Source organism: Oceanobacillus aidingensis (assembly GCF_042654105.1).
GTDB lineage: Bacteria > Bacillota > Bacilli > Bacillales > Amphibacillaceae > Oceanobacillus > Oceanobacillus oncorhynchi.
Map to the genome: position 1 here is coordinate 83245 of NZ_JBHSFT010000010.1, position 26668 is coordinate 109912.

Genomic DNA, 26668 nt, shown 5'->3' on the forward strand with positions numbered 1-26668 from the left:
TCTATAAAAATACTAGAATCGAAGTCTTTTTAATTTAAATTACTTTTATCGGAGTCCAAGACACAGCATTCAATATAAAGGATGACAGCTCTTCTTTATATTTTTCCACTTCCTCCGGAGAATGCTGAAATAAAATCAAGCCTCTTGCCGTAGATTCAATTAAAGATATTACAAATTCACTATAATAATCCGGATGGATATCTTCCCGGATTTCTCCATTTGCTTTTGCAGCCTTCAGATAGTCAGCAATCAGATCATATAATGGACGATAAATGACCTTCCACTTATCGATATCCCCGCTTCTGGTAATCCCTGCGTAAACAATCGAAGGGATTGTTCTATCTTCCTGGTTCACTTCAAAAATACGATCTATTGCCAGGCGTAAATTAGCATCCAGCCCAGCTTCTATATCTCCATGCTCTGTAAGGTATTGCGTATAATTGGAGATGATTTGCTGTGCTAAATCCGGGAGAACATCCATTTTGCTGTTATAGTATAAATAAAATGTTCCTTGAGCAATCCCGGCTTTTTTCACAATCTGGGAGACACGCGTATCTTCCAGCCCTTTTTCTTTAAAAATCTGATAGGCACTCTCTAAAATAAGCTCTTTTTTATTTGATATTCTAGCCACTACTATGCCCCCTTTTGAAAATTTTAAAACTGACTGATTGTCATTCATTTATTTTTATGATACCATACTTCTAGTAAAAGATGAACATTAAAAAATTAAAAGTACTGATTCTGGCAGCCATTGGATACTTCAATCTGTATGTATAAAGCATAAAATAAGACACATAACCAAAATCTATAGGTGAGAAACTACATTGAATTTATTATGTGCAACCGCCAGAGGAAGACAACATATTTATTCTTTTATATCAACTATAGATGTTAGCATTGATTCTGAAATAATAACACATTTTATAATTTTTTATTTACCCGATCGAGAAAAGAGGAGAATTTTTTTGAAAAAAGCTTTTAAAATTACTAAACAAGATATGAAAAACATCATTCGGGTTCCTTCTGTTCTTATTTTAATTATTGGGTTAGCCATCCTCCCTTCTTTTTATGCCTGGTTTAATATAAAAGCATCCTGGGACCCTTACTCCAATACAGAGGGAATCAAAATTGGCGTAGTCAGTGATGATACCGGGACGGAAGTGGAAGACCAATCCATTAATATGGGAGACGAACTGATAGAAAACTTAAAGGAAAATGATTCGTTAGGCTGGCAGTTCGATGATTCCATTGAAGAAGCAGATGAAAAGGTATATACAGGAGAATACTTTGCAACAATTCATATTCCTGAAAGCTTTTCGGAGGATGTAGCCAGTATACTTAATGAAGAACCAAGAAGCGCCATCGTCCAATATAAAGTGAATGAAAAGGTCAATGCCATTGCTCCTAAAATGACCAGCACCGGAGCTACACAAATCACAGAAACCATTAATGATGAATTTGTGCAGACAACGGCAAAAACATTGCTGGAAGAATTTAATAACGCAGGGATAGAGCTTGAAGAAAATCTGCCTACCATGCAAAAAATAAGAGATGCTGTTTATAATCTGCATGATCACATTGATGATATTGATGAAGCAGGCGACCTTATTGTTCAGTTAGACGAAGATCAAGATACGATTCAGAACTATGCAGATACATTAGACAGCTTACAGGAGTACGAGTCGAACATTCGGGAAGGCGGAGATCAGATTCTGACTGCCCAGTCTCATCTGGATGATATCAATCGGCTTGGAAATGCAGTGGTTGAATTAAATCAATCCATGCCTGACATCGAAAATGCTTTAACTCGAATCAGCTCTATCCAGCAATATTTCCCTGCGATTAATCAGGGACTGGAGGATGCTTATGCAGCAAGTATTACTGCCGGCGATACGCTAGCAGATGTACAAGAACGTATTCCAGAGATCAATAATCAAATTCAGGACTATCAAAACCAGGTTGATAATGCACAGGACACGTTAGAAGAGGCCGAACAAGCAACCGATGAAGTATCAGAGCTTGTCAACAGCCGAATCAATGAAGCGGAGGAAATTATCAATGGACTGCCTTCCTTTGATTTTAATACAGAAGAATCCGTAACACCTGATTTTGTGAATAACGTAAAGGATTCAGTTGGTGATTCTCAAGGTAAGCTGGAAGAAATGCTAGAAGAGCTTCGTAATTCAGACAGTCTGGAATCAAATGAGTCCTTAGATAAATTAAGCAGTACTGCTGACGGAACAAAAGAGCAAGGAAATGAACTTTCTGCTGAATTAGAGGATATGCTTACTAAAATAGAAGCGGATAATTTTACGGAAGAAGATATAACTACGTTAAATGAAGCAATAGCTGATTACCAATCCTCTTTCGATGAGGTCAAAGAAGATTTAGCAAATGCTGAATTTGTTCCAGATACCTCACAAAATGAAGAGAACGAAGAAACCGATGAGAATAGTGACAATGCCGAAGAAGGTACCGAAGAGAATAACGAAAAAAGCAGCAATGACGCGGAAGAAAACACAGAACAAGAAAGCGAAGAAAATAATGATAATGCTGCAGAAGAAACAGAGCAATCCGAAGATACACCGGAAACGCAGCAGCGTGATGAAGAAATCGACCAAGTCATTAATGAACTTCATGACGATACGATGCAGGCTTTTGATGAAATTTCCAATGTATTGGATCAAAATATAGACCTTGCTAAAAGCAATATACAGCAACTGCCTGAATTGATTGCCATGAAGGAAAATCCTGACCGGGCAGAGTATGCAGAAGAGCAACTTCAAGCGATTCAGGACAGTATTGAAGGGCTTCAATCCTCTATTACAAGCACGGAGAACTCACTTGCTTTATTAGAAACTCCGGAGAATAAAGAGGAGTTGGATAACATTCAAGAGGCTCTTGAAAGCGGCGATTTTAATTTAAATAATGTCATTGATTTTCTGGAAAACGGAAATTTAGACCTTAGCCAGTTAGAAGACGTGAAGGATAACGCCATAAATGATTTGAATACGTTACAAACCTTTAACGAGGACACATTAGAACCATTTGTGAATAATGCTTTCACTACGTTAGAAAATAGGTTAAATGATGCAGATTCCAAGTTAAGTGCCGCATTGGAATATACTGATTTAGCTTCTAATTATTTATCGGAAGCAGCAACAGTTGTTAATGATTCCCAATATTATTTAAACCTTTTAAATGAGAACTTACCATATTATGAAGAACAATTCAGTGATGTCTCTGATACTGTAAATCAACACTTCCCTGAATTTAAAAATGGTGTGGATATGGCAAGCGGCTTTTTCCAGAATGATATGCCGCATTTAGAAGATGAAATAAATAATTTAGCCGGCTTTGTTACAAACGATATGGATGATTTAATTGCCCAATATGAGAATTTGAATTCCCTTGTGCAGGATAATTTACCGGAAGCGCAGGAAGCTATTGGGGAAATGGCCGACTTTATCCGTGATGATTGGCCAGGATACAAAGAGGATATTCAAAATGCCTATGACCGGATAAAACAGATGGAAGACGATCAAATTATCGAGGAATTAATTGCTGCATTGCAGAATGACTTGAGTGATGAAACAGAGTATTTCTCCCGTCCGGTACAACTGGATGAAGAAAAATTATTCCCTATCCCGAACTACGGTTCAGCCAACACACCATTCTACACTGTGCTGGCAATATGGGTTGGTGCATTACTGCTTTGTAATTTGATTACAACGGATCTAAAAGATAAAAATAGAGAAGAATTCAGCTTAAGAGATATTTATCTTGGCCGAATGACCTTGTTCTTGATTGTAGCTATTTTACAAGCGGTCATTGTTTCGCTCGGCAATATCTTTATACTCGATGCTTATATGGCACACCCTGTTTACTTTACACTCTTTAGCGTCTTGATTGCGTTAGCGTTTATGATTATCGTATACACGTTAGTTTCCTTATTTGGAAACGTCGGAAAGGCGATTGCGATTATCTTTATGATTCTGCAATTATCAGGCGGCGGCGGAATGTTTCCAATCCAAGTAGCGCCGGAATTTTTCCAGGCTATTCACCCATTCCTGCCGTTCACGTATGCTATTGATATTCTAAGAGAAGCGACCGGCGGTATTGTATGGTCTGTTGTTTACAACCGATTCCTTATACTGGCGATTTTCCCGGCTATCTTTATTCTGTTAGGATATACTTTCCGGCCATGGATTGCACCGCGTGTTCATAAAGCCTATCTTAAGAGCAAGAAAAGTAATATGATTGATTAACAAAATGATGATCATGTAATAATATTAAGATTACAAACAGCCTGGCCAGCGCTTTGCCGGGCTGTTTTTTTATGCAATCCTACTTTTTCTATTTAGAAGGGACAGACAACAAAAATCTTTTTTCATCAACGGGTCGCGTTCCAGATTATCAAGATTTTCAAGAAAGGAAATATGCTTTCAAAACGCCCTTTAACGAATGACACGTTTTCTGATAAAATGATTAGTATCTTTTCTTTTTTAAAGGCTGTTCAAAATGGAGAATAACAACGGAGGTTTATAGTGAAGTATTTCATAATGATTTTACAAATTGGTATTTTATTTCTTTTTAATTTTATTGGCCAGCTTATTCAAGGCTTCTTCTCCCTGAGTATTCCCGGCAGTCTTATTGGGATGCTGCTGCTTTTCAGCCTGTTATTTTTCAAAATAATTCCTTTAACGTGGATGCAGGCTGGTGTTGATTTTCTTTTAAAAGATATCCCATTTTTCTTTATCCCGGTTACCATTGGAATTATCCAGTACTTAACCTTTTTTTATGGCAAAGGCAGCTTGACCATTCTATTGGTTATTGTTAGTACCTTTATTGTTATCGGTGTCAGTGGGATTGTAACAAATTTCATCTTAAAAAAAGAGGTGAAATCCTATGACTAATTTCTTTATTGGGATAACGGCAATTGCAGGAACGTTTATCCTGTACCGGTTATCCAAGAGGATATATCGAAGGAAACCAAGCCCATTTACCATGCCTATTTTCCTTTGTACGGCAAGTATGGTCATTTTCTTATCCTTAACAGGAATCTCTTATGAAACCTATATGATTGGCGGGCAGTGGATTGATCTTTTTCTCGGTCCTATCGTTGTCTCTCTGGCTGTTCCTTTATACAGAGAAATTCACTTAATCAAAAAATATGCAGGTGCGATAGGTATCGGTATATTTGCCGGTTCTCTGACCGGTGTTTTTACTGGAATAGCAGGAGCAAAGCTATTAGGTTTTGATGACTGGCTGATTCAGACTGTTGCTGCTAAATCTGTAACTGCTCCTATTGCGATCAGTATTACGGACACAGCAGGCGGGAATATTTCCCTAATTGCTGTATTCGTTATGTTAGCTGGTGTCAGCGGAGCAATGTTTGGGCCTGTTATTTTAAAAATTTGCCGGATTGAGCATCCCATTGCTAAAGGACTCAGTATTGGAACGGCTTCTCATGCAATAGGGACGGCAAAAGTATTAGAGGACAGTGAAATGGAAGGCGCCATCAGTGCTTTATCTATGACACTCAGTGCTGTGGTTGTTTCTTTTCTTGTTCCGATATTCTTATTATTATTTATTACATCATGAAAACATTCGTTATTTTTGTACATAAAAGGTACGCTGTATCTTGTTTCTGTATTGCGCTGTTATTACTTAGCAATGCAAGGAGGTGGCTTTGTTGAAAAGGGTTTGGCTATTCTTTGGATTGGCTGGCATACTGCTTCTTTCCGGCTGTTTTAATAAAAGTCAAAAAGGCGATGAACTGATTGCCTTTTATAATCATTGGATGGAGAACTGGGAGATAGATAGTTCTACATACTCCTCTCTTAATTGGGCAGAGGATGCCGAAGAAATGTTACTTATTATCGAAAACGATATATTGCCTGTTTTAACAAAAAGTGTTGACTATCTGGAGCAGACAGATTTGGAATATCGTGCTGTTAATGATTTAAACGAATTACTATTAGACAGAGAGTCTTATTTATTAGCATTATTCCAAGTGCTTGCTGATGAGTTAAACCCTGACAGTACGGAATCAGAAACAGAAATTGCTTTGGAGAAATTCAATGAAAACAGCATGCCAATTGCTGATAAAAATAAAGAATTTGCAGAGAGCTTAGATACGTTAATGGATAAATATCATGTCTATTGGATTACCGAGTATGACTCAAATGGAGAAGAATTAGAAAGATTAGGAAAGGACAGATAAGGAAGGCAGAAAGGAAGGAAGGAACGCTTTGCGAAATATTTTTGGGTCTGTGCTATATTTATGTATCTTTATTATATTATCTGGCTGCGTTGATTCTCATGACAAGGCAGAAGTGGGAAGCCTGGACGTACTGGAAGACTTTATTCATGAATTAAATCACGGCGACCTTATTATTGATTCAGATGATCCGGAAGAGGTCATCGAAACAGTTGACGATCAGCTGGGCGAATATTTTTCAGGTGATTTTTCCAGAAAAGTTGCCTATCAAATCCGAAACAGCATGGAAGGAAATCCGGATTATGAAGAAACTCCTGAAAATATCACTTTTTTTCTAACAAATACGGGTGACGGATTCCGCTATTCTCAAATTGAAGCTTCCAGAAGAAAAGGCGTATCATCCTGGCTGACACAGGACGATAAAATCGTAGGCACAGAGATTCGTATCACCTTGCCATCCGATATTCCTGATCAGGATTCCAAATACGAGCTGTACGACAATATTACGATGATGAAAATAGATAATAAATGGTACATCGATGATATTGAATATTTTGATGAGAGATATGTTCAATGAATCCAGCAAAATGATTCAAAGCGCCGTAATCTTTAAAGTGATTAGGCGCTTTTGGCAGCTTCAATCGTTCTACAAACTCATCTTCCTATTTCAGAATCCAGCAAATCTGTAATAAACATATGTCCTGGAGCATGTGTGATCATTATTTCAATTTTTGCTTGAAGTGCTACAAGCTGCGGTGTTACACCACACGCCCAAAACACTGGAATTTCATCTTCCTTTATTTCTACAGGATCACCATATTCAGGGGCCTGCAGGTTTTTGATTCCCAGCTTCTCTGGATAACCAACCTGTACCGGTGCGCCATGCATCGTTGGGAAGGCCGATGTGATTTGAACAGTTGCGGGCACATGATCTGCGCGAATCGGACGCATGGAAACCACCAGATTCCCTTGAAAGTCCCCTGCCCCATGACAGGGCACATTGGTTTCATACATCGTAACATTTTGTTTGTTTTCTATATGCCTCAAAGGAATTCCAGCCGCCCTTAAAGCATTTTCAAAGGTAAAGCTGCATCCAATCAAAAAGCTGATAAAATCCTCACGCCATTCTTCTGTAATATCCATCACTTCATCTGCCAGCTTCCCGTGTCTAAAAATTCGATATCTCGGAATATCCGTTCTGATATCTGCATCCGGCGCAGAGCTTACAGGTGTATAGGAGCCAGCATCCGTCACTTCAATCAATGGGCAAGACTTCGGATTTCGCATACAAAATAAGAGAAAGTCATACGCATGCTTCTTTGGAACAATGACCAGGTTTGCCTGTACATGAGTTGGAGCCAGCCCTGCTGTGGGTTTAGCCCACTCTCCTTTTCGAATAGCCATTCTTTCCTTTAACACTGCTATCACCTCTGCAAAAATATTTTATTTGAAGTAAAAACTGTTCTCTTTCCCTATAAAGTTTTTGTGCCTCTTCGACATCTACCTCCCGGAAACAAATTTTGCCGCCCGGGACAAGCTGAGCTACTTTGGAAAGGTCAACAGAAATAACTGTAGCAATTCTCGTATATCCCCCAGTCGTTTGCCGGTCAGCCATCAATATGATTGGCTGGCCATTCACCGGCACTTGCACACCTCCAAACGGAATGGCATCCGACCAAATACCTGCTCCATTTTTATGAGCAATAGCCTTGGATTGAAGCCGATACCCCATCCGGTCTGCCTGCGGACTAACAAGATGTACGTTATTGAAAAAGTTATCTATTCCTTCCTTTGTAAATCGCTCCGTATGTGGGCCTTTCACGACACGAAGCTCTACCTCCTTGCGGTACCTGGGGATTTCTGTATGCATTAATCCAACTCCTGCTTTTCCATTCACCGCATAACCGAAAATCGTATCTTTCTTTTCAACGTGCTTCCCAATTCCAGCTTTTTGGTAAGTTGATTTACTACCCATAACTACTGGTGAGTCAAACCCGCCCGAAACATATAAATAAGTCCGCACCCCCGATTGAGGAGCGCCAAACGTCACATAATCATCCTTTTTAAGCTGGATTGATTTCCACATCGGTGCGGCTTTGCCATTTATCATAGGACTTAAATCTGCGCCACAAATAGCTATCGTTGCTTCCGATAATACAACCAGCTCCGGACCCATCATGGTTATTTCCAGACAGGCCTCATCTCTTCTATTTCCCACTAAGAGATTGGCTGTCTGGAAAGCGAATGGATCCATTGCTCCGGAGACAACACCCCCGTATTTTTGAAAGCCGGTTCTTCCCAAGTCTTGGATGGTTGTTAACAGTCCCGGTTTAATTACTTTAAAAAGCGGCTGCTGCTCCGCTTTATTCTCCAACACGTTTCATCCGAATCCCTTCTTGTTCCAAACGCTGCCGCAATTCCTTTGCAAACAGAAGGGCATGCTGTCCATCTCCATGGACACAGATGGTGTCGGCTTCCACCTGGACTTCCTCTCCATCAACGGAGGTGACTTTTCCTTCAAAAACCATACTGCGTACTTGTTCAATTGCTTTTTCTACCTCTGTAATCATTGCATTTTTTTCTGTTCGAGCTGTCAACGAGCCATCCGATTGATACGTTCTGTCAGCAAATACTTCTGAGGCTGTTTTTAATCCGTATTTTTTTCCCGCACGAATCAATTCACTTCCTGATGACCCAAAGAGAATTAATTGTTCATCTACTTGAGCTGTCGCCTTCGCAATTGCTTCAGCAATCTCCCGGTCTTTCGCTGCCATATTGAACAAAGCTCCATGCGGTTTCACATGCTGCATAGGCACCTCATGAATATTACAAAAGGCCTTTAAAGCACCAATTTGGTAAGCTGTTAAATGAAAAACTTCATCTGGATCCACTTGAATGGTTCTTCTGCCAAAACCAATCAAATCTGGAAAGCCTGGATGGGCTCCAACCCCTACCTGCTTTTCTTTAGCCATTTTAACGGTTTTTCCCATAACATTATAATCTCCGGCATGAAAGCCGCAAGCAATGTTTGCAGAGGTGACTACCTCCAAAATTTCGTTATCAAGACCTATCGTATAAGCTCCAAAACTCTCCCCCAAGTCACTGTTTAAATCAATGCTTCTTTGTTTCATCATGGAACACTTCCTTTCTCACTTTATAGCTGCCGTTCTTTACCGCTTGTTCTATTGCTTCATACTCCTCTTCCGTAATCGAAACAAAGCGGATTTTATCTTCTGCCTGAAATAAAAATGGATTCTCTTGGGAAGAATCAAACAAGGTGACAGGTGTACGTCCTATAATATTTGCACCGCCCGGGGACTGTAATGAGTATATCACCGTTTGCTCCCCGGCGATTCCTACCGATCCTGCCGGCACATGTAATCTCGGGCTTTCCAGCCGCGGTGTGCAAATGGATTTAGACAGTCCGCCCATATAAGGAAAGCCCGGCAGAAATCCCATCATATAAATAAGATAATCTGTACCTGAATGATTCTCAATCACTTCTTCTTTTGTTAATTGATTAGAAACGGCGACATGGTCTAAATCAGAACCAGCTTCCCCGCCGTACAAAGTTGGAATAAATATCCGATTCCTCTGCTCCACTTTATCCCGTGATGCATAACTGGATAAAGTGGATAATTCTTCACAGATTGCATGATACGTAAGCTGGTCCGGCAAATAATAGACAGAAACGCAATCATAGGCAGGAACCCATTCTACAATACCTTTAATACGCTCTTTTTTTAGCAGAAGGCAAAAGCTCCTGATCTTTTTATTTAGCCGGGAGGAAACCTGTTCGCAAAACTGTACCCGTATCCCTCTCCTAACGGCTGAAAGATGATATTTTGCATAGCAATTCCTCCAGCTAACCTATTATATTAAATGATAATAAAGCCAAAAGTACCGTAATGGCAAATACAACCCAGCCTGCAATATTTATCCATAGCTTGTTGACGTTCTCGGCCAGCATTCGGCGGTTGTTCATGACAAACAACAAAAATAGAACGATAACAGGCAAAATTAAGCCATTTGCATATTGAGAAAACACAATAATTTCAATCGGACTGTATCCCAAACCTGAAAAAATGATTCCAATTAAAATAATAACCATCCAAATGGCTCTGAATTTCATGGATTTTAAATTCCTGTCCCAGCCAAAAACTCCTGAAATAGCATAGGCTGCTCCTAGTGGCGCCGTCATCGTTGATGTAACACCTGCAGCAAAAATACCAATCGAGAATACATATTTTGCCCAAGAACCAAGCAGCGGCTCTAATTGAATAGCCATTTCAGCTGGATTATCAATTGTTGTGCCAAGAGGAAAAGCCATTGCGGCAGTGATTACAATCGAGGCCGTAACAATACCGACCACAATCAGCGATGTAACAATGTCGAACCGGCTTTCCCCTATCCCGCTTTTATCCTTCCACCGCTCCTGAACCGTTGCTGACTGCAAAAAAAGCGTATACGGAACAATCGTTGTACCGATTAAGGAAATCACAAGGATAACAGAACCATCCGGAATTGTCGGTATAAATGCGCCTTCGAAAATAGCCGATAAATCAGGTTTAACTACAATTGCCGTAATTAAAAAACTGAGTACCATTAAACCAATTAATACAACGAAAACTTTTTCAAGTATTTTGTATGTGCCAAACCAGAGCAGCAACCCGGCTGAAATACCGATAATTACGCCCCATGTCTGGATAGGGAAACCTGTTAAGGTGGTCAGACCGATAGCACCGCCGACGATATTGCCTGTCTCATAAGCTGCGTTGCCGACTCCAATAGCAGCGACAACTAATATGATTGTCAACACCCTTAATAAAGGATTTTCAAACTGTTCTCTAAAAGCTGTGCCCAAATCTTTTCTTGTAACAATTCCTAAGCGGGTGGTCATTTCCTGCAAGACCATGGTAGCAATAACGGAGAACAGCAAGGACCAAATCAAGATAAAACCGAATTGGGCACCAACCTGACTGGCTGTTGTTATCGTTCCCGGCCCGATAATAGCAGCTGCTACAATAGCGCCTGGACCGACATTCTTTAACCTTAATAAAATCTTTTTCATGGTAACTCCCCCATTGTTTATGATGTTTAAACAAACTTTCAGATTTTAAAAAAGGCTGATTTTGGCAGTATTTCATCATTAGCTTTGCTTACAATCCGAAGAAGCGTAGGATGGATGACTGAAATAAGTGTAAGCAAGTCTAGTTTTGTTTTTCAACCTTTTCTGCTTCGATGTCATCCACCCGTCATCATTTCATTTAACCTCGTTAATTAAAGCGTTTTCATTTTTGGCTTTAAATGTAACTCGATAAAGGAGATTTCATCAAGTTACATTCATTTTTTAGCTTGCTCTAATTAACAATTCCAGTATATTCTTTATAAGCTCACTCCAGCAACCAATTGAATTTCAACAGGTGCATTTCCCGGTAACGAGGATACACCAATTGCTGCCCTGCTGCCTATCCCCGCCTCCTCCAATTGTTCAGATAAATATTCGGAAGCAGCATTTGCCAGACTTGAATGGGATTGAAATGTTTCCTCTGCATTCACATAAAACGAAACTTCATTCAGTGGGAGTTTTTGTTCTTCTCCCACTGAATGTTAGTTGAGTGATTCAGGGAGCTAGCGTCCGTTATCTCCCGCCTAAATAAATTTATTTTTACGCTTTATTTTGAGGCGGGAGTTTTACGGACGGTTCTCCGTGATAAACGGTGAGTGATAATATCTGCATGAGTTGTTCTCCCTCCATAAGTGTGTTTACAGCAGCAGTTAAGGCATTTGCAGCTGCTTGTCTGACTGCTGGATAATAGGTTGATACAGGCTCTGCTGCAATAACTTTTCCGCTCTGAAGCAGCACACCATTCTTTCTTGGTGTCATCCCGGCTGTATAAATAATATTTCCAAACCGGGATGCAGGAAGGTATTTCCCCTGTGGAATCAGATTATTCCCTTCATTTGATGGATGCATTTCGATACGCCTCCACTACTTGGATAACACGTTCCATTGCTTCTACCGCCGCTTGATGATCCTGTGAAAAATTTATCCGAAAGCTGTCACCGAATTGTGGACCGAATTCCTTTCCTGGTGTTACGGTCACACCAGCCTGAAGACGAAGTGCTTTCACAAACTCATTGATTGAAATACCCAGTTCCGGAATTCTCGGGAATAAATAACTGCCCGCTTCTGTCGCTCTTACCTGAAACCCCTCAGCTGCACGTATTTTGGCGACCAGGTCATCACGGATTGCCTGATGCGCTTTAATTCGCTCCTCCATCCAGCCTGCCGGTTCAGAAAACCATGTTTTCAAGACGGCTTGATTATATCCGCCAGCGCGCAATGATACAATAGCCTGCAGTTTTTCCATTCGGTTAATCATTTTTTCCGATCCAAAAGCGACCCCTAACCTGTATCCGCTAAGTGATTCTGTTTTAGAAGGTCCCATAATCGTAATGACATTTTCTCGATCAATCCGGTTCTCCGCACATAAATGAGTATACGTCCTTCCTTCAAAAATTTGCCGCGAGTAGAGTTGATCAACAATCACGGTTGCCCCGTATTGCTCTGCTAAACCGGCAATCTCCTGAATTTCATCCCGGGAATAAATAACACCCGTCGGATTATTTGGATTAGAGAACAAAAAGAGTTTTACTCCTGATTGAAAAGCATCCTCCAGCTGCGTTAGCTCTAAACCGGCTGATGTGTCTGTTTTGTAATAATCCAGCTGGACAGGAACGACTTCCCCATCAAAAAATTCAACAAGCTTCCGATTGGCAAAATAGTCCGGTTCTACAATAGCAACCTTATCTCCTCTGGCCACCGTTGATCCCATTGCTAGAAATAATGCTCCTTGGGTTCCAGATGTTAGGATAACATGTTGATCCGGGTCAATGCTTGTGTTCGTAAAATCAGCAAGCTTTTCAGCTAGCTTCTCCCGGATATCCATCCCCCCGCGATATTCTGTGTAGGCCTGCTTCCCTCCAAGATGAACTCCTTCCACAAAGGCATCTAAAGAGCCCGGAATTGGTTGAAAAGCATCCACATCCCCATGTGAAAAGTCCACCGGCCTACCGGGAATTTTCTCAAAAGGAACATCGATTTCATTCGTTTTCTGGCGTCCTTCTTGACCAGGAGCATATTCCGCACCAAGCTTTAAAAACTTTTCTTCTATCAAATCCATGATTAACCCTCTTTTCTATAATTGAAAAATAGTATACCTTTACAAAATATCTGCAAATTCATTATAGTTATAATAGTATCCCATCTTAAATACGAACTCCAATACGAAATAATTTATAACACTATAGGTATTTCTCTATACATAATTTGAGGAGGAATGAAATGCTGAAAAATTTGGAATATGTATATGCAGTATATTTAAATAAGAGCTTTTCGAAAGCTGCCGGCGAATTATATATTTCTCAGCCGGCACTCAGTGCAACGATTAAAAAAGTGGAAGAAGAGATAGGTCTTCCTATTTTCGATAGAAGCAGCAATCCCATCCAATTAACAAAGGCTGGAGAATATTATATTGAATCCATCGAGACTATTATGAACATTGAAAAAGAAATGAGGAGTTATTTTAATCACTTAGCAGAGGATAATCAAGGTACCATCAGTGTTGGAGGCGCATCCTTCTTTTGCACACATATCCTGCCGAAAATCGCTCAAGAGTTTAAGGAAGAATATCCCGATTATAAGGTAAATCTTCTGGAAGCCAATGCGGATGATCTGATAAAATGTCTGCGCACAGGGATTGTTGATATGATAATCGATGTCGAGAAAAAGGACATTTCTAAAATGTTTGATTCCTTTGTCTGGGCGGAAGAACATATTTTACTGGCAGTGCCTTCAAGCTATGAAATAAATAATAAGCTTCGTAACTATCAAATCACCTTTCAAAATATAGCTAATGGAAACTATTTAAGTGAACGATATCCTAAGATAAACCTGAAAGAATTTCAGAAGGAAGATTTCCTGCTATTAAAAAAAGGGAATGACCTAAACCAGCGAAGTTTAAAAATGTGTAGAAATGCCGGTTTCACACCAACCATATCCATGTACCTTGACCAGATGCTGACTTCCTATTACATTGCCAGTAATGAAAAGGGAATCGCTTTCGTTCGGGCCAGCGTCACGCATTACTTAGAAGCAACCAATAAATTATGCTTTTACAAAATTGATGATGACAACGCCCGTCAAAATATTATGCTGTATTATAAAAAAACACAGCCGCTTCCGAAAGTCGGCACAGATTTTATTTCATTTATCAAGGAGAAAAAAATCGATCATCTGTGAGTTTTAATACGCTGTAAAAAATGATTTTGCAGAGCGCTGAGAAGCAAGTATTTCAGATTTACATGAAGCAGGAAAAGGAGTGACCGTTTTTCCCTTCTGCTCAGCAGGGGAATTGGCGGACACTCATACTGCCATAAATAAAGAATCACTTACTTGAATGAGGAGCACCAAGCAAAAATTTAATTGTTAACTTACTGTTTTAACTCTTTCCGCTATTTTTTGTGTAACACGCAGAAATGCTTCTATTTCCTCCACACTATTGCAGTGTAGGGGAGATACCCTTACAACACCGTCGAGATCAAAAGACTCTAACATTCTTTTAGAATAAATACTGGAAGCAGCACGCTCATAAACCACAATATGCTCCGCTTCATATTGTCGAACAGCCTCTTGATAATCTAAGTGATCAATTGTTATTCCGATAATCAGATCCCTCTTAGATAAATCTTCATCATCTAAATGGACGGTAACGCCAGGGATATTTCTTAATCCTTTTACTTTATCTGTGCCATGAAGTATCGCTTCCAGCAATGCTCTTTCATGTAAAGCGATCCGTGTCATTCCTTCCTCATACAGCCTTCTTCTATCCTGTTTCTCCGAAAATTTACTCCCTATCCAGCAGACATAATCGACAATTTCGCTAAGAGAAGCAAAATGACCCGGTGTGGAGCTTCCCAGCTGCAGATCACTGTCATCCTTTCCAGCTAAACGTTGATGCGGAAGCGCTGCTGCCCTTTGGGAAATATATGCAAAACCGCTTCCTCTTACCCCGAAAAATTTATATGGTGCAAAGTTAATCGCATCTACAGGGGTTTTTTCGATATCAATGATACCGTGCGGAGCATGCTGCACAGCGTCGACGATAATGTATAAATCCGGCTTGATTTTCCTGGCTTCCTTTACAATCATTTCAATATCTAAAATCGTACCTGAAATATTAGATGCATAAATCACACTTAAAAAGCTTGTATTCTCATCAATCAGTCTGGTGATTTCCGCAACATCCACACCTCCAGTTACCCGGTTTGTTTTAGCTACACGAAATTCTTTTCCCAGCTTATTTGCATAAAACTTGGCAGCATCATAAGCGGACGGATGCTCTAATTCCGTTGTCACAATATTGCTTCCCTCTATATTTTCCGCAATGACACCGGTTGCTGCAAACATTGCTTGAGACGCAGTAAAGTAAGTGGCAATACTCCCCTGCTTTGCATTAAATATCGTTCTTGCATCTTCTATGCCTCTTTGCTCCACTTCGAATAAAAATTTCGCTGTGTCATGATTGCGCAAAGGGTGGTCAGGCATCAAGTCGTACTGAGCAAATTTCTGATTGGCAGTTTTTAACCGAAAAGAACCGCCGGCATTGTCTAAAAACACCCGCTTTTTCTGTGTCAACGGATCCATATCAATATAGGCGAACCTGTCTCTAATTTCTTCTAATAATTCATTGCTAAATAATCTGCCCTTCGTTAATCCCGCCATTTTATCCCTCCAATAATTTTTAGTGGTGATACAAGCCTGCTTCAAATGAAATTTTTCGATACAAATCAGGAAGACTTTAACTTATATAATATGCTATCAGCTGTTTCTCTTTAATTTACATATTTTTTCTATAATTATAATAGTAGTACTTCTTATACGTTTACTCCAATACAAAATAAATTATAATCATATATATTTTCTTCTATGCTGACTGACTATTTAGATGGCATAAAACGAAACTTCACTCCTTGGGAGTTTATATGGACGGTTCTTCATCAAAATCCATGGGGATAAACTACATTCAATTTGGTGTTAGCTTCGGAATTCTTCTGCGTTAAAAATTATATACTTCTCTAATATAAAAAAGCCGGTTCAATTCTTACTATTTCTAGTAAAAATCGAACCGGCTTTTCTGTCAGCTTGTACTTCCACTTCATTACTTACTTTTTTTCGCTGCTTTTTCACGTTCGTTTTTATTTAAGATTTTCTTACGAAGACGGATTGTTTCTGGTGTTACTTCACAATACTCATCCTCACTTAAATATTGCAGGGCTTCCTCCAGAGACATATCTCTTGTCTTACGGATAGTGGATGTCTGGTCTTTTGTAGCTGAACGCACGTTAGTTAAGTGCTTTTCTTTTGTGATATTAACCGTTAAGTCATTCTCACGATTATGCTCTCCGACAATCATCCCTTCATAAACTTCCGTTCCGGGAGTAATAAAGATAACTCCGCGATCCTCCAAGTTCATGATTCCATAGGTAGATGCTTTCCCTTTTTCCAATGCAACTAGCACACCTTCACGGCGGCCGCCGACCTGTCCTTTAATAACAGGCTCGTATGCCTCAAAGGTATGGTTAATAATACCATAACCGCGTGTCTGCGACATAAATTCTGTAGTATATCCTAAAAGACCGCGGGATGGCACTTTAAACTCAATACGAACTTGTCCGTTTCCTTGATTAGCCATATCAAGCATTTCGCCTTTACGTTCTCCTAAGGATTCCATAATTGCTCCTGTGTGTTCTTCCGGAACATCTACTTGGACCCGCTCCATCGGTTCACATTTTACACCGTCAATATCTTTGATGATTACTTCCGGCTTAGACAATTGAAGCTCATAGCCTTCACGGCGCATGTTCTCAATAAGAATAGACAAATGCAGCTCTCCGCGTCCGGAAACAGTCCAGGCGTCTGGTGAACTGGTCGGTTCCACACGTAAGCTTACATCGGTTTCTAATTCTTTTAATAAACGCTCTTCAATACGGCGGGACGTAATATACTTCCCTTCTTTTCCGGCAAATGGACTGTTGTTTACAACAAAGGTCATCTGCAGGGTCGGCTCATCAATACGCAGCCATGGAAGCGGATCAGGATGCTCAGCCGGACATACCGTTTCACCGACATTTAAGTCTTCCATTCCAGCCAGAGCTACGATGTCACCAGAAACAGCTTCTTGGATTTCAACCCGTTTTAAACCAATGAAACCAAATAATTTGGAAACACGGAAGGATTTTTGTGATCCATCTTCTTTTAATACAACAACCTGCTGTCCTACCTTGATAGAACCGCGGACCACACGTCCAACTCCGATTCGGCCGACATAGTCATTATAATCCAGTAAAGTTACTTGAAACTGTAACGGCTCTTCTCTTGTATCAACTGGAGCCGGAATATGCTCCATAATGGTATTAAAGACTGGATCCATTGTTTCCTGCTGATCTTCCGGCTCTAATCCGGAGGTTCCATTTAACGCAGATGCATAAACAACAGGGAATTCTAATTGGTTATCGTCCGCTCCTAATTCAATAAATAAATCTAATACTTCGTCAACGACCTCTGCCGGTCTGGCATTTGGACGGTCAACTTTATTTAATACCACAATTGGTGTCAGTTTTTGTTCTAAAGCTTTTTTTAATACGAAACGTGTTTGCGGCATGGTTCCTTCGTAGGCGTCCACGACTAAGGCAACACCATCAACCATTTTCATAATACGTTCCACTTCACCGCCAAAGTCGGCGTGACCTGGTGTATCAAGGATATTAATTGTTGAATCTTTATATTTTACAGCTGTATTTTTCGCTAAGATTGTAATCCCGCGTTCACGTTCTATATCTCCAGAGTCCATCGCACGTTCGTCTACGTGCTCGTTTTCCCGAAAAGTCCCAGAATATCTTAATAGCTGATCCACTAACGTTGTTTTCCCGTGGTCAACGTGTGCAATAATTGCGATATTACGAATATCATTTCTTAATTGCATAAATAGTACGCTCCTCTAACATATCGAATGTAAAACCAATTTATTATATCATATAATGAGGAAATTTGTAAAATTGTTTTTCTTTTCTTTAGGATGTGTTGATTGCTCATGTATTATTATAACAATGTATTTTATATTATCATTTCATGAAGGATTTTCACCAAAATGGCTGGATGACTTAGCAGATATAATTTTAACGTAAGCAGCCGCTATAGAAATATACTGGGTTTCCAGAGACTTGTCTTTAGCTCCCTTTAAAGAAGCCTTGCTAATTGCGGGACCACAGGCGCAGACCAAAGTATAGTCATATTTATGCCTGCGGCGGAAAAAGAAAATCGCTTTTTCTGCGGAGATTTACACTGGGGCTGCGATAAAAAAGACCTCTTCCACGCCCAATCAGGCAAAGAAAGAAGTCTTTTTATCATTCATTAAGATTTTATTTTTTTATTTCCTTTCGGCTTACTAGAAACAGGCAGGCACATGGTAAACTTCGCTCCACCTAATTTTTTCGACTGCCCGGCATATATCTTCCCGTTTGACTGTTCAATAATTGCACGTGCAATCGCCAGTCCCAGTCCCGTTTCTCCGCCTTTTCCTTTGATAAACCGGTGGAATATTTTATCCAAATCTTCTTCGGTAATCCCTTTTCCGTCATCCTCTATATCAAAGAAAATCATATTTTTTTTCTTATATACATGGATAGAAATCTCTTTATTGGCATACCTGATTGCATTAAATACCACATTGGAAACAGCTCGCAGGAGCTTTTCTTCATCTGCATGTATCGTTATGGAGCCGTCCACCTTCTGATGAAGGTCCAATTTATTTTCATTGACGATTGGCAATGCTTTGCTCACAATCCCGTCCACAAAAGCCTGCACATCGATTTCTGTCTCCTCGTACACATCCGGCTGAGAGTCCAATTTGGCAAGTAAAATCATTTCATTGATGATTTTCTTAAGCCTGTTTACCTCTGTGACCATGACATCCAGCCCTTTCTCGGTATCTTTTTCATCAAAAATACCATCACGGATTCCTTCTGCGTAGCCTTGGATTGTCATCAATGGTGTTTTCAGCTCATGGCTCGCATTTTGAAAAAAGGTCTGCTGCGATTTCATATATTGCTCTAATGTCTGTGACATCTCGTAGACACTCTGTTCCACTTCTTTTATTTCTCCGCTGGCTCGGATCCGCTTCATCTGGTCAAATTGGCGGTTTTCCACCTTCTTCAATTCTTTCTTCAGCAAGGATAATGGTGTTACCAATTTATTCGTCATATAATAGCTTAAAATGACTGCCGCCAGAGCTCCAATTAAAAATACCCACGCTAATCGGAAGAAAAAGTTTTGCTGCACGGCTCGTAAATCGTTGATGGGTGTTAATAAAATCAATTCCATCCCGGACTGCTCCGGAGAAAATATAATTCGTTGCGTTACGAAACGGTCATTTCCATGCTGCCACAGTGTTTCTTCGTTGTCCTCAAAATTATTTTCCTGAAAAAACTCATTCACAACCGAAATAGACATGGTCGAAAATAAAACTGTATCTAAGTTCCGGTCATATAAGAAAAGCTGCAATTCTTGATCCTTCAAGAAGTCATCAATATTTCGATATTCACTTGCATCATCATACTGTTCCGATAGAAAACTGATAAGTAATTCTCCTGTTTCTGCAAGCTGACGCTGTTCATCCTGGATGAGCACATCTAATACCAGCGAGTAAATAACCAGGCCCGCAGTGGTCATAATAACAAGCAGCAGCGCTGTAAAAGCAGCATTTAGTTGCGATTGTAATTTCATTATTATGCTTCCTCATCTTTTCTCAAACGATAGCCGAATCCCCATACTGTCTCAAGGGGAATATGCTCCATCTTTTTCCGAATCCGTTTCATTAAATCATCTACCGCACGGTCACTCCCAAAATAATCATCGCCCCATACCTTTACCAGCAATTCTTCACGAGAAAAAGCACGATTAGGGTTCTCTGCTAAAAGGAGCAGCATATCATATTCTTTTGCAGTTGTTTCATATTCGATTCCTTCAAAAAATACTCTCCGTTCATTTTTATACACAAGGAGCTGATCTACTTTTACCCGATCGTCCGGTTCTTTATATTCCGAAGACTTTGGCTGCACCCGTTTGAACAGCCTTTTCATTCGGGCAATCAGTTCTCTCGGGCTGAATGGCTTGGTTAAATAATCATCACTGCCCAGCTCCAGACCTAAAATTTTATCGATTTCCTCATCTTTCGCTGAAATAATAATAATGGGAACATCGCTTTCATTACGAATTTTCCTGCAAAATTCATAACCATCCATCCCCGGGAGCATAATATCTAATACCCACATATCCGGTGGATTATTTTCCCATAATGTCCAGCCGTCTTCTGCATTGTCCAGAACAGTTATCTGATACCCTTCTTTTTTTAAATAAGCAACAACAATATCTTGTATGTTTTTATCATCTTCTACTAAACCAATATGGTATGACATGTATTTCCCACCTCTTTCATCCTGTACTAAATTGTAGTTTATCAACTGCGGATTTGGCAAGATGCCGCTTCGGCAGACTCCAGCAATAAAACGAAACTTTATTCAGAGGGAGTTTTACGGACGATTCTCCGTGATAAAGCAATATACTTGATTTTTTCAGGCGTTTTCACGTTTATTAAAAAAAACAAATCGGGTAATTCTAATATAGGAAGAAAGAATATCCCCATTTTCAACAATCTTTCATTCTATACTATTTATTTTTACATGAACACCCTGCTTCTGACAAACGGGATTTAAGATTACACAGTTTTTACACAATTATACCAAAGGATTTCCCATGGTCGGTACTATAATAAAATTAAATCAAATAACTTGGAGGTGCTTTACAATGAGCAACAACGATTATGAAAATGAAAGAAATGAAAATGTATCGGGTGACCTTGAAAAGAATGATGAGCCTTTGACTGATGAAGCATCGACAATTGATAATAATAGATCAGAGCAAAATAGAACAACCGATGAAAAGCAGCAAACATATGTCGCTTCATCAGAAACCAATCCGCCAAAGCAAAAAAAATCGAAAGGCTGGTTCCGCGGTTTTTTTAGCGGAGCAATTGGAGGAATTATTTCTTCCGTACTTGTTGTCCTGCTCTTAGGAAATCAATTGCTGCCGGCTTCGGAGGGCATAATGGATTCCTCTGGAGGAGAAACTGCGTCATCCAGTGCCTCTTCAGAATCTATTATCCCTACGATAGCTTCTGATGATGCAGACGTTTCTGCTGATATTTCAGAAGTTTCCCAAGCTGTTGTCGGCGTTATTAATATGCAGCAGCAAAATTTATGGGAGGACAGCCAAGAAGCTGGTACTGGTTCAGGAATCATCTATAAAAAAGAAGATGGAAAAGCGTATGTTATCACAAATAACCATGTTGTAGAAGGCGCAGAACAGCTTCAAGTAGCTTTGAATGAAGAACATCAGGTAGATGCCACTGTACTTGGAACAGATGCATTAACAGACTTAGCTGTGCTTGAAATTGATGGAGAGCATGTTGATACAGTTGCAAATTTAGGATCCAGTGAAGATATTGAAGTAGGAGAAACGGTTATGGCAATCGGTAACCCGCTTGGTATGGACTTTAATAACAGTGTAACAAGAGGTATCATCAGCGGTTTAAATCGTAATGTTGAAGTAGATACAAACGGAGACGGCGCTCCGGATTGGGTAACAGAAGTACTGCAAACAGATGCAGCAATCAACCCTGGTAACAGTGGCGGCGCATTAGTTAATGCAGACGGTGATGTGATTGGCATCAACTCCATGAAAATTGCTCAAAGCCAAGTAGAAGGCATCGGTTTTGCCATTCCTATTGACGAAGCCTTGCCAGTTGTTGAAAAACTGGAAACAGACGGTGAAGTTTCCCGTCCATTAATCGGTATTTCTACAGCGCCATTAAGCCAGGTTCCGCCTCAATACCAGCAAGAAATCGAGCTTCCTGAAGATGTAGAAGGCGGCATGGTCATTGCAAATGTTCAATCTGGTTCACCAGCAGACAATGCGAACCTGCAACAATTTGACGTCATTACAAAAATAAATGGGAATCCAGTCACTTCCATTATCGAGCTTCGCAAAGAGCTTTTTGATCAAGGGCAGGCTGGAGAACATGTAGAAATCGAATTTGCACGTGATGGAGAACTGCATTCCATTACATTAAAAATGGATGAATTAAAAGCCAACCAACCAGAAGCAAATCAATAAACAGCATAAAGGAACACTTTCTTCAACGAGGAGTGATCTCACTGAATGCGGGTATAAGAATTACTAAGCTATCTATAGCAACGGAAAAAGCAGACTGTTGAATATCAGCAGCCTGCTTTTTCTATACACAGAAGGAAATATTAGGAGAATAAACCTATTTTCCCCTACCGATTCCCTGAAAAATCGTATATAATTAACTTTCAAAGCAAGATTTATCTTGCTGAATTATTGGAAAAGGAAGTGATTTTTTGATTTGCCCAGCATGTAATCAGGAAACGGAGGAAGGAAAGTTTTGTACAAAATGTGGTTCACCGCTGCATCCACAAGAAAAAACAGCAACAGAGGATCCATCTAAAGAAAATACTCCTGAGGTACATACAGAGACATCACAACAGGAAAATGCATCCACTGCAGAAACATCACAGCAATTCAATGCAACACTTGAAAAAGTAAAAACAGGTTCAAATCAATATTGGAGTTATTTTATTACCCGGATTAAAAATCCGAATGTCGCTTTTAAGGATAATGAACAGCACTTGATTAATTCGATTGTTACAGCAATTATCCTTACGCTGGCTGCCACTTTATTCTGTTATGGATTAATTAACTCTTTATTTAATGACGCGATGGCTGCAGCATCTTTTAGTGACGATTCCTTAAGTAATTATCTGCCTATTTTTTCTACTATTTTGAAAGGGATGCTTATTTTTATTATTCTTTTCTTTACTGGACTAATTGCAAATTTTATTACGTTTAAATTGGCAAAGCATCCCATGTCTTTTACAAAACAATTCACCCGTTTTACTGGAACACTTGTACCATTCACTGGATTTTTTGTTGTAATAGCTCTATTATCCCTGCTTGGAATCGCTAAAATCAATGTTATGGAACTTGGTTTGTGGATGCTTCAACTAGAAGGGGGATCATCCGGGAATTTTCCATGGGGGCTGGCTTTTGGAATGTTCATTGTTACTGTTCTGTTTACTTTTGTAATTTACATTAATCCAGTTATTCATATGTTATATGCGCTTATCCAAGAAAAAAACAAGCAAAGCTTTTATTTCACCGTCATATCATTAGCAATTACCATCGCTATCATTACAATACTGCAGCACTTTTTTATTTTAGATATCTTAGTAAGCATATTGGAATCCATTGAGTATATGGGTGTATTTTAATAAATATCCAGATGTAAACATGCAGTCTCAAAAATCCGGACAAATTGACTTTCAGAAGCAGGGTCACGTCCGGATTTTTTTGTGAATTACTCTTCTTCGCTATCCAATTCATCCTCATACGCCTCATGATTAGGCATCACGCCTGTATACTTGCCTTCTATATCAGCAGCCAAAAAGTCTTCCACCTCTATATCATCAGAGCTCTCTTCCCCATCTTCCGGCACCCCTGCACCGTCATGATAATCCGGAGTATAGCTGGATGTTCCATATTGCTGGACATCCTCCCAACTATTTTCTCCGCCATCTTCTCTTACTTTAAATACTTCTTTTGGCGGTGTCTCTCCATGAAATGTCCGCTGTTTTTCATGTTCGGCGCAGCAATCTGCAGTCGGTAATGCCTCCAAACGCTCTGGTTCAATATTTTCACCGCACACCTTGCAAATTCCATAGGTTCCTTCTTCCATCGCATGAATGGAATTATTTATTTCTTCTAATTCTGATTCCGCATGTCGCTGCAGAGCACTGTCTTTTTCTCTTTCAAAAAGCTCCGTTCCTGTATCAGCAGGATGATTATCATAATTGGATAATTCACCTAACACCTCTTGGCTAAATTCATATTTCATTTCTGTTTTTTGATTTATTCGTTCAATTAACTCCTCTTGTCTCGCAAGCAGCCGCTGCTTTAGCCTTACCGTATCTACTCTCATCGTTATCCTCCCCTTCTATCTATTTAGGATTGAAGTTTCGTTTTATACTATATGTAAATGGAAAAATTCGATGCAAGGCAATCGTTGCCAAGTATATTTTAACGAGTGAAAAGAATTTATTGGAAATTCAGCTGTTTTTTCTTAATAATTATTTGCGTTTTTTGAATTTTCATGACAAGATTTAGATACAACATTTATACAAAGGAGAGAGACAATGATAACGGCATCAACGGCTACTATCGGTTTTATTGGTTTAGGTGTAATGGGGAAAAGCATGGTAAAAAATCTAATGGAAGCAGGCTACAAGCTTAATGTTTACACAAGAACAAAATCAAAGGCAGAAGAGTTACTGGAGCTTGGAGCTGCCTGGCATGATACACAAGCCAGCTTGGCAAAAGCAAGTGATGTCATTATTACAATGGTTGGTTATCCAGAAGACGTGGAAAAAGTGTATTTTGGAGATGAAGGTATTTTAAACCATGCAAATAAAGGGGCTTATGTCATTGACATGACGACATCTAAGCCAAGCTTAGCAATCGAAATTTATGAAGAAGCAAAAAAAGCAGGTTTGACCGCTTTAGATGCTCCTGTCTCTGGAGGGGATATCGGCGCAAAAAATGGCACATTGGCTATTATGACCGGCGGAGATAAAGAAGCTTATGATGAAATTGCACCTATCTTTCGTGTCCTGGGAGAAAGAATTACCTTACTTGGACCTGCAGGAGCTGGGCAGCATACTAAAATGGCAAATCAAATTGCGATTGCGACCAATATGATTGGGGTCAGTGAATCCATTATCTATGCAAAAAAAGCAGGTTTAGATGCGGAGGAAGTACTCGCCACTATTTCTACCGGAGCTGCGGCCAGCTTCTCCTTATCCAACTTAGGTAAGAGAATGCTTGAACGGGATTATGAGCCCGGTTTCTATGTAAAGCATTTTATCAAGGACATGGAAATAGCTTTAGAATCAGCTCATAATATGGGAATGCCAGCACCTGGACTGGAATTGGCATTAAAGCTTTATAAAGAATTAGCTGACATGGGCGAAGCTGACAGCGGCACCCAAGCATTGATTAAATTGCTTGCATATGAAGCGGAAATGACACTGTAACAAAACTTTTTCCTCAGAAAAAACCTCGAATGTTTCTAGAAAACATTCGAGGTTTTTTAGCTGGCTTATCCAGCGTTTTATATCATTCGAATTAAAGACGAACAACGTTTGCAGCTTGCGGGCCACGGTTGCCTTCTACGATTTCGAATTCAACATCTTGACCTTCTTCAAGAGTTTTGAATCCTTCAGCTTGAATTGCAGAGAAGTGTACAAATACGTCATCTCCGTCTTCACGCTCGATGAAACCAAAACCTTTTTCTGCATTAAACCATTTTACTTTACCAGTCATTATCATGACCTCCTTATACAAGATATGCAAAGTCATTGAAACTTAAATACTTTTACACCGTCTTGAAAAAGAGATCGTAAAGTATTCTTGTAACTCCAATTACCTTTTGCAAGTATTATTTTAACCCCTTTCATAAAAAAATGCAAGTGAATATCGATGAAGATTATTAGACAAAATTCGATGTTTTTCAACGGAAGAAGCGTTTTCATATGACGATAGCGTTCTACACTATAAAATCCATTAATTTTTAAAATTGCTAAAAACAGGAATTATGCATAGTTTTCACCTATGAAAAGTATAAAATACCGCAGCTCTGTATATCTATTCTTAAATGAATAGAGCTCCCTTTAACAGTTTTATAAAGGGAGCTCAGGTAAAAAACGTACCGTTATTTTTCGCAATTAATGTTCTTATAAAATATCCAGACTTACTACAATTGCCAGCAGCAGCTGAATCAATAACTGAATATTAATAGCAATATCAATATCGGTAGTAGTGATATTTACATTTTTCGATTTTTCAACAATAGTTTTTTGACGGTTGCTTTGTTTCGTTTTCATCACTTGTTCTAAATCCTGGAAAACAGCCTTTGCCTTGTCTGAATCAGCCAATGTAATGCTGAGCACCACAGCAATAGCTACTTCAATCCCTACCTGTAAACTGATTGCTGCTTGCGTATCTGTCGTTGTTACTGTAACTCCCTCAGAGTCTTTAATGATAATCCATTCCTCAGAGGATTGCTTCGTTATATTCTTTTGTTTGGCTGCTTCCTCTACTTCTGCCTGGTTGTTTCGTTCGTCATCACAATAATCTAGGGCTCTCCACTCTTTTTTGTGCATCATGTTCGTCTACACTCCTTTCTATAC

25 protein-coding genes are annotated in these 26668 nt (G+C 39.6%); 9 read left to right on the forward strand and 16 right to left on the reverse strand.

The window, feature by feature from the left end; all coding sequences use genetic code 11:
• Positions 1 to 34 precede the first annotated feature (34 nt).
• Positions 35 to 631, reverse strand: coding sequence for a TetR/AcrR family transcriptional regulator (locus ACFO3P_RS07120; protein WP_052484989.1), 597 nt, complete (start codon positions 629 to 631; stop codon positions 35 to 37).
• A 334-nt stretch (positions 632 to 965) separates the two neighbouring features.
• On the opposite strand from ACFO3P_RS07120, the gene ACFO3P_RS07125 reads away from it, so the two are divergent.
• From ACFO3P_RS07125 to ACFO3P_RS07145, 5 genes are all read left to right on the forward strand, one after another.
• Complete coding sequence (locus tag ACFO3P_RS07125; RefSeq protein WP_289584752.1) at positions 966 to 4268, forward strand: YhgE/Pip domain-containing protein; 3303 nt, start codon at positions 966 to 968, stop codon at positions 4266 to 4268.
• A 279-nt stretch (positions 4269 to 4547) separates the two neighbouring features.
• Positions 4548 to 4916: a CidA/LrgA family protein gene (locus ACFO3P_RS07130; protein WP_042532353.1), complete on the forward strand. Its 369-nt coding sequence runs from the start codon at positions 4548 to 4550 to the stop codon at positions 4914 to 4916.
• Positions 4909 to 5604: an LrgB family protein gene (locus tag ACFO3P_RS07135; protein WP_042532351.1), complete on the forward strand. Its 696-nt coding sequence runs from the start codon at positions 4909 to 4911 to the stop codon at positions 5602 to 5604. Before ACFO3P_RS07130 ends, ACFO3P_RS07135 begins: the two co-directional genes overlap by 8 nt.
• Positions 5605 to 5695: 91 nt before the next feature.
• Positions 5696 to 6226, forward strand: a complete 531-nt coding sequence (locus tag ACFO3P_RS07140) for a hypothetical protein (RefSeq protein ID WP_212929096.1) — start codon at positions 5696 to 5698, stop codon at positions 6224 to 6226.
• A gap of 28 nt (positions 6227 to 6254) precedes the next feature.
• A complete protein-coding gene (locus tag ACFO3P_RS07145; protein ID WP_212929097.1) occupies positions 6255 to 6800 on the forward strand; it encodes a hypothetical protein in 546 nt (181 codons plus the stop codon).
• Between the two features lie 77 nt (positions 6801 to 6877).
• On the opposite strand, the gene ACFO3P_RS07150 is transcribed toward ACFO3P_RS07145, so the two are convergent.
• The 8 genes from ACFO3P_RS07150 to ACFO3P_RS07185 form a co-directional block, all read right to left on the reverse strand.
• On the reverse strand, positions 6878 to 7627 hold the full coding sequence (locus ACFO3P_RS07150) for a putative hydro-lyase (protein ID WP_212929103.1): 750 nt from the start codon (positions 7625 to 7627) through the stop codon (positions 6878 to 6880).
• Complete coding sequence (locus ACFO3P_RS07155; RefSeq protein WP_212929098.1) at positions 7599 to 8597, reverse strand: 5-oxoprolinase subunit C family protein; 999 nt, start codon at positions 8595 to 8597, stop codon at positions 7599 to 7601. Before ACFO3P_RS07155 ends, ACFO3P_RS07150 begins: the two co-directional genes overlap by 29 nt.
• Positions 8587 to 9354 (reverse strand): 5-oxoprolinase subunit PxpA, encoded by a 768-nt coding sequence (locus ACFO3P_RS07160; RefSeq protein WP_379542347.1) that lies wholly within the window; start codon positions 9352 to 9354, stop codon positions 8587 to 8589. The genes ACFO3P_RS07155 and ACFO3P_RS07160 overlap by 11 nt, the downstream gene beginning before the upstream one ends.
• The gene (gene pxpB / locus ACFO3P_RS07165) at positions 9335 to 10039 is read right to left on the reverse strand and encodes a 5-oxoprolinase subunit PxpB (protein WP_379542348.1); all 705 of its coding nucleotides are present in this window, start codon (positions 10037 to 10039) and stop codon (positions 9335 to 9337) included. The genes ACFO3P_RS07160 and pxpB overlap by 20 nt, the downstream gene beginning before the upstream one ends.
• A gap of 49 nt (positions 10040 to 10088) precedes the next feature.
• On the reverse strand, positions 10089 to 11294 hold the full coding sequence (locus ACFO3P_RS07170; RefSeq protein ID WP_289584754.1) for an Nramp family divalent metal transporter: 1206 nt from the start codon (positions 11292 to 11294) through the stop codon (positions 10089 to 10091).
• A gap of 314 nt (positions 11295 to 11608) precedes the next feature.
• Entirely contained in the window at positions 11609 to 11782 is a 174-nt protein-coding gene (locus ACFO3P_RS07175; RefSeq protein WP_379542318.1) for a RidA family protein, read from the reverse strand.
• Between the two features lie 109 nt (positions 11783 to 11891).
• Positions 11892 to 12200, reverse strand: coding sequence for a RidA family protein (locus tag ACFO3P_RS07180; RefSeq protein ID WP_052484987.1), 309 nt, complete (start codon positions 12198 to 12200; stop codon positions 11892 to 11894).
• Positions 12184 to 13410, reverse strand: a complete 1227-nt coding sequence (locus ACFO3P_RS07185) for a pyridoxal phosphate-dependent aminotransferase (protein ID WP_379542319.1) — start codon at positions 13408 to 13410, stop codon at positions 12184 to 12186. The genes ACFO3P_RS07180 and ACFO3P_RS07185 overlap by 17 nt, the downstream gene beginning before the upstream one ends.
• A gap of 161 nt (positions 13411 to 13571) precedes the next feature.
• On the opposite strand from ACFO3P_RS07185, the gene ACFO3P_RS07190 reads away from it, so the two are divergent.
• Positions 13572 to 14528 carry a LysR family transcriptional regulator gene (locus ACFO3P_RS07190; RefSeq protein WP_379542320.1) on the forward strand — a complete coding sequence of 319 codons (957 nt, stop codon included), beginning with the start codon at positions 13572 to 13574 and terminating at the stop codon, positions 14526 to 14528.
• 186 nt (positions 14529 to 14714) lie between these two features.
• Here ACFO3P_RS07190 and ACFO3P_RS07195 read toward each other — a convergent pair whose 3' ends face one another.
• From ACFO3P_RS07195 to ACFO3P_RS07210, 4 genes are all read right to left on the reverse strand, one after another.
• On the reverse strand, positions 14715 to 16010 hold the full coding sequence (locus tag ACFO3P_RS07195) for an aminotransferase class V-fold PLP-dependent enzyme (RefSeq protein ID WP_042532335.1): 1296 nt from the start codon (positions 16008 to 16010) through the stop codon (positions 14715 to 14717).
• A gap of 436 nt (positions 16011 to 16446) precedes the next feature.
• Complete coding sequence (gene typA, locus ACFO3P_RS07200; RefSeq protein ID WP_042532333.1) at positions 16447 to 18270, reverse strand: translational GTPase TypA; 1824 nt, start codon at positions 18268 to 18270, stop codon at positions 16447 to 16449.
• Between the two features lie 428 nt (positions 18271 to 18698).
• Positions 18699 to 20069 carry a sensor histidine kinase gene (locus ACFO3P_RS07205; RefSeq protein ID WP_042532331.1) on the reverse strand — a complete coding sequence of 457 codons (1371 nt, stop codon included), beginning with the start codon at positions 20067 to 20069 and terminating at the stop codon, positions 18699 to 18701.
• A gap of 2 nt (positions 20070 to 20071) precedes the next feature.
• Positions 20072 to 20761, reverse strand: coding sequence for a response regulator transcription factor (locus tag ACFO3P_RS07210; RefSeq protein ID WP_042532329.1), 690 nt, complete (start codon positions 20759 to 20761; stop codon positions 20072 to 20074).
• A gap of 388 nt (positions 20762 to 21149) precedes the next feature.
• Between ACFO3P_RS07210 and ACFO3P_RS07215 the strand changes: the two genes are divergently transcribed.
• Both ACFO3P_RS07215 and ACFO3P_RS07220 read left to right on the forward strand, forming a co-directional pair.
• Positions 21150 to 22517 carry a S1C family serine protease gene (locus ACFO3P_RS07215; RefSeq protein ID WP_042532327.1) on the forward strand — a complete coding sequence of 456 codons (1368 nt, stop codon included), beginning with the start codon at positions 21150 to 21152 and terminating at the stop codon, positions 22515 to 22517.
• 248 nt (positions 22518 to 22765) lie between these two features.
• Entirely contained in the window at positions 22766 to 23695 is a 930-nt protein-coding gene (locus ACFO3P_RS07220) for a zinc ribbon domain-containing protein (RefSeq protein ID WP_042532325.1), read from the forward strand.
• Positions 23696 to 23781: 86 nt separating this feature from the next.
• On the opposite strand, the gene ACFO3P_RS07225 is transcribed toward ACFO3P_RS07220, so the two are convergent.
• Entirely contained in the window at positions 23782 to 24402 is a 621-nt protein-coding gene (locus ACFO3P_RS07225; RefSeq protein ID WP_042532323.1) for a TraR/DksA C4-type zinc finger protein, read from the reverse strand.
• A gap of 214 nt (positions 24403 to 24616) precedes the next feature.
• Between ACFO3P_RS07225 and ACFO3P_RS07230 the strand changes: the two genes are divergently transcribed.
• Positions 24617 to 25513, forward strand: a complete 897-nt coding sequence (locus ACFO3P_RS07230; protein ID WP_042532321.1) for an NAD(P)-dependent oxidoreductase — start codon at positions 24617 to 24619, stop codon at positions 25511 to 25513.
• Positions 25514 to 25604: 91 nt separating this feature from the next.
• Here the strand turns inward: ACFO3P_RS07230 and ACFO3P_RS07235 are convergent, their stop codons facing one another.
• Both ACFO3P_RS07235 and ACFO3P_RS07240 read right to left on the reverse strand, forming a co-directional pair.
• Positions 25605 to 25805, reverse strand: coding sequence for a cold shock domain-containing protein (locus tag ACFO3P_RS07235; protein WP_198048619.1), 201 nt, complete (start codon positions 25803 to 25805; stop codon positions 25605 to 25607).
• 407 nt (positions 25806 to 26212) lie between these two features.
• On the reverse strand, positions 26213 to 26644 hold the full coding sequence (locus ACFO3P_RS07240; protein ID WP_084612924.1) for a spore coat protein: 432 nt from the start codon (positions 26642 to 26644) through the stop codon (positions 26213 to 26215).
• Between the last annotated feature and the right edge of the window lie 24 nt (positions 26645 to 26668).

Bases quoted from the DNA above. Each gene is read 5' to 3' on its own strand.
- ACFO3P_RS07135 (WP_042532351.1), top strand. From the start codon at position 4,909: ATGACTAATTTCTTTATTGGGATAACGGCAATTGCAGGAACGTTTATC.
- ACFO3P_RS07150 (WP_212929103.1), bottom strand. From the start codon at position 7,627: ATGGCTATTCGAAAAGGAGAGTGGGCTAAACCCACAGCAGGGCTGGCT.
- ACFO3P_RS07160 (WP_379542347.1), bottom strand. From the start codon at position 9,354: ATGAAACAAAGAAGCATTGATTTAAACAGTGACTTGGGGGAGAGTTTT.
- ACFO3P_RS07170 (WP_289584754.1), bottom strand. From the start codon at position 11,294: ATGAAAAAGATTTTATTAAGGTTAAAGAATGTCGGTCCAGGCGCTATT.
- ACFO3P_RS07180 (WP_052484987.1), bottom strand. From the start codon at position 12,200: ATGCATCCATCAAATGAAGGGAATAATCTGATTCCACAGGGGAAATAC.
- ACFO3P_RS07185 (WP_379542319.1), bottom strand. From the start codon at position 13,410: ATGGATTTGATAGAAGAAAAGTTTTTAAAGCTTGGTGCGGAATATGCT.
- ACFO3P_RS07190 (WP_379542320.1), top strand. From the start codon at position 13,572: ATGCTGAAAAATTTGGAATATGTATATGCAGTATATTTAAATAAGAGC.
- ACFO3P_RS07195 (WP_042532335.1), bottom strand. From the start codon at position 16,010: ATGGCGGGATTAACGAAGGGCAGATTATTTAGCAATGAATTATTAGAA.
- typA (WP_042532333.1), bottom strand. From the start codon at position 18,270: ATGCAATTAAGAAATGATATTCGTAATATCGCAATTATTGCACACGTT.
- ACFO3P_RS07205 (WP_042532331.1), bottom strand. From the start codon at position 20,069: ATGAAATTACAATCGCAACTAAATGCTGCTTTTACAGCGCTGCTGCTT.
- ACFO3P_RS07210 (WP_042532329.1), bottom strand. From the start codon at position 20,761: ATGTCATACCATATTGGTTTAGTAGAAGATGATAAAAACATACAAGAT.
- ACFO3P_RS07215 (WP_042532327.1), top strand. From the start codon at position 21,150: ATGAGCAACAACGATTATGAAAATGAAAGAAATGAAAATGTATCGGGT.
- ACFO3P_RS07225 (WP_042532323.1), bottom strand. From the start codon at position 24,402: ATGAGAGTAGATACGGTAAGGCTAAAGCAGCGGCTGCTTGCGAGACAA.
- ACFO3P_RS07230 (WP_042532321.1), top strand. From the start codon at position 24,617: ATGATAACGGCATCAACGGCTACTATCGGTTTTATTGGTTTAGGTGTA.
- ACFO3P_RS07240 (WP_084612924.1), bottom strand. From the start codon at position 26,644: ATGATGCACAAAAAAGAGTGGAGAGCCCTAGATTATTGTGATGACGAA.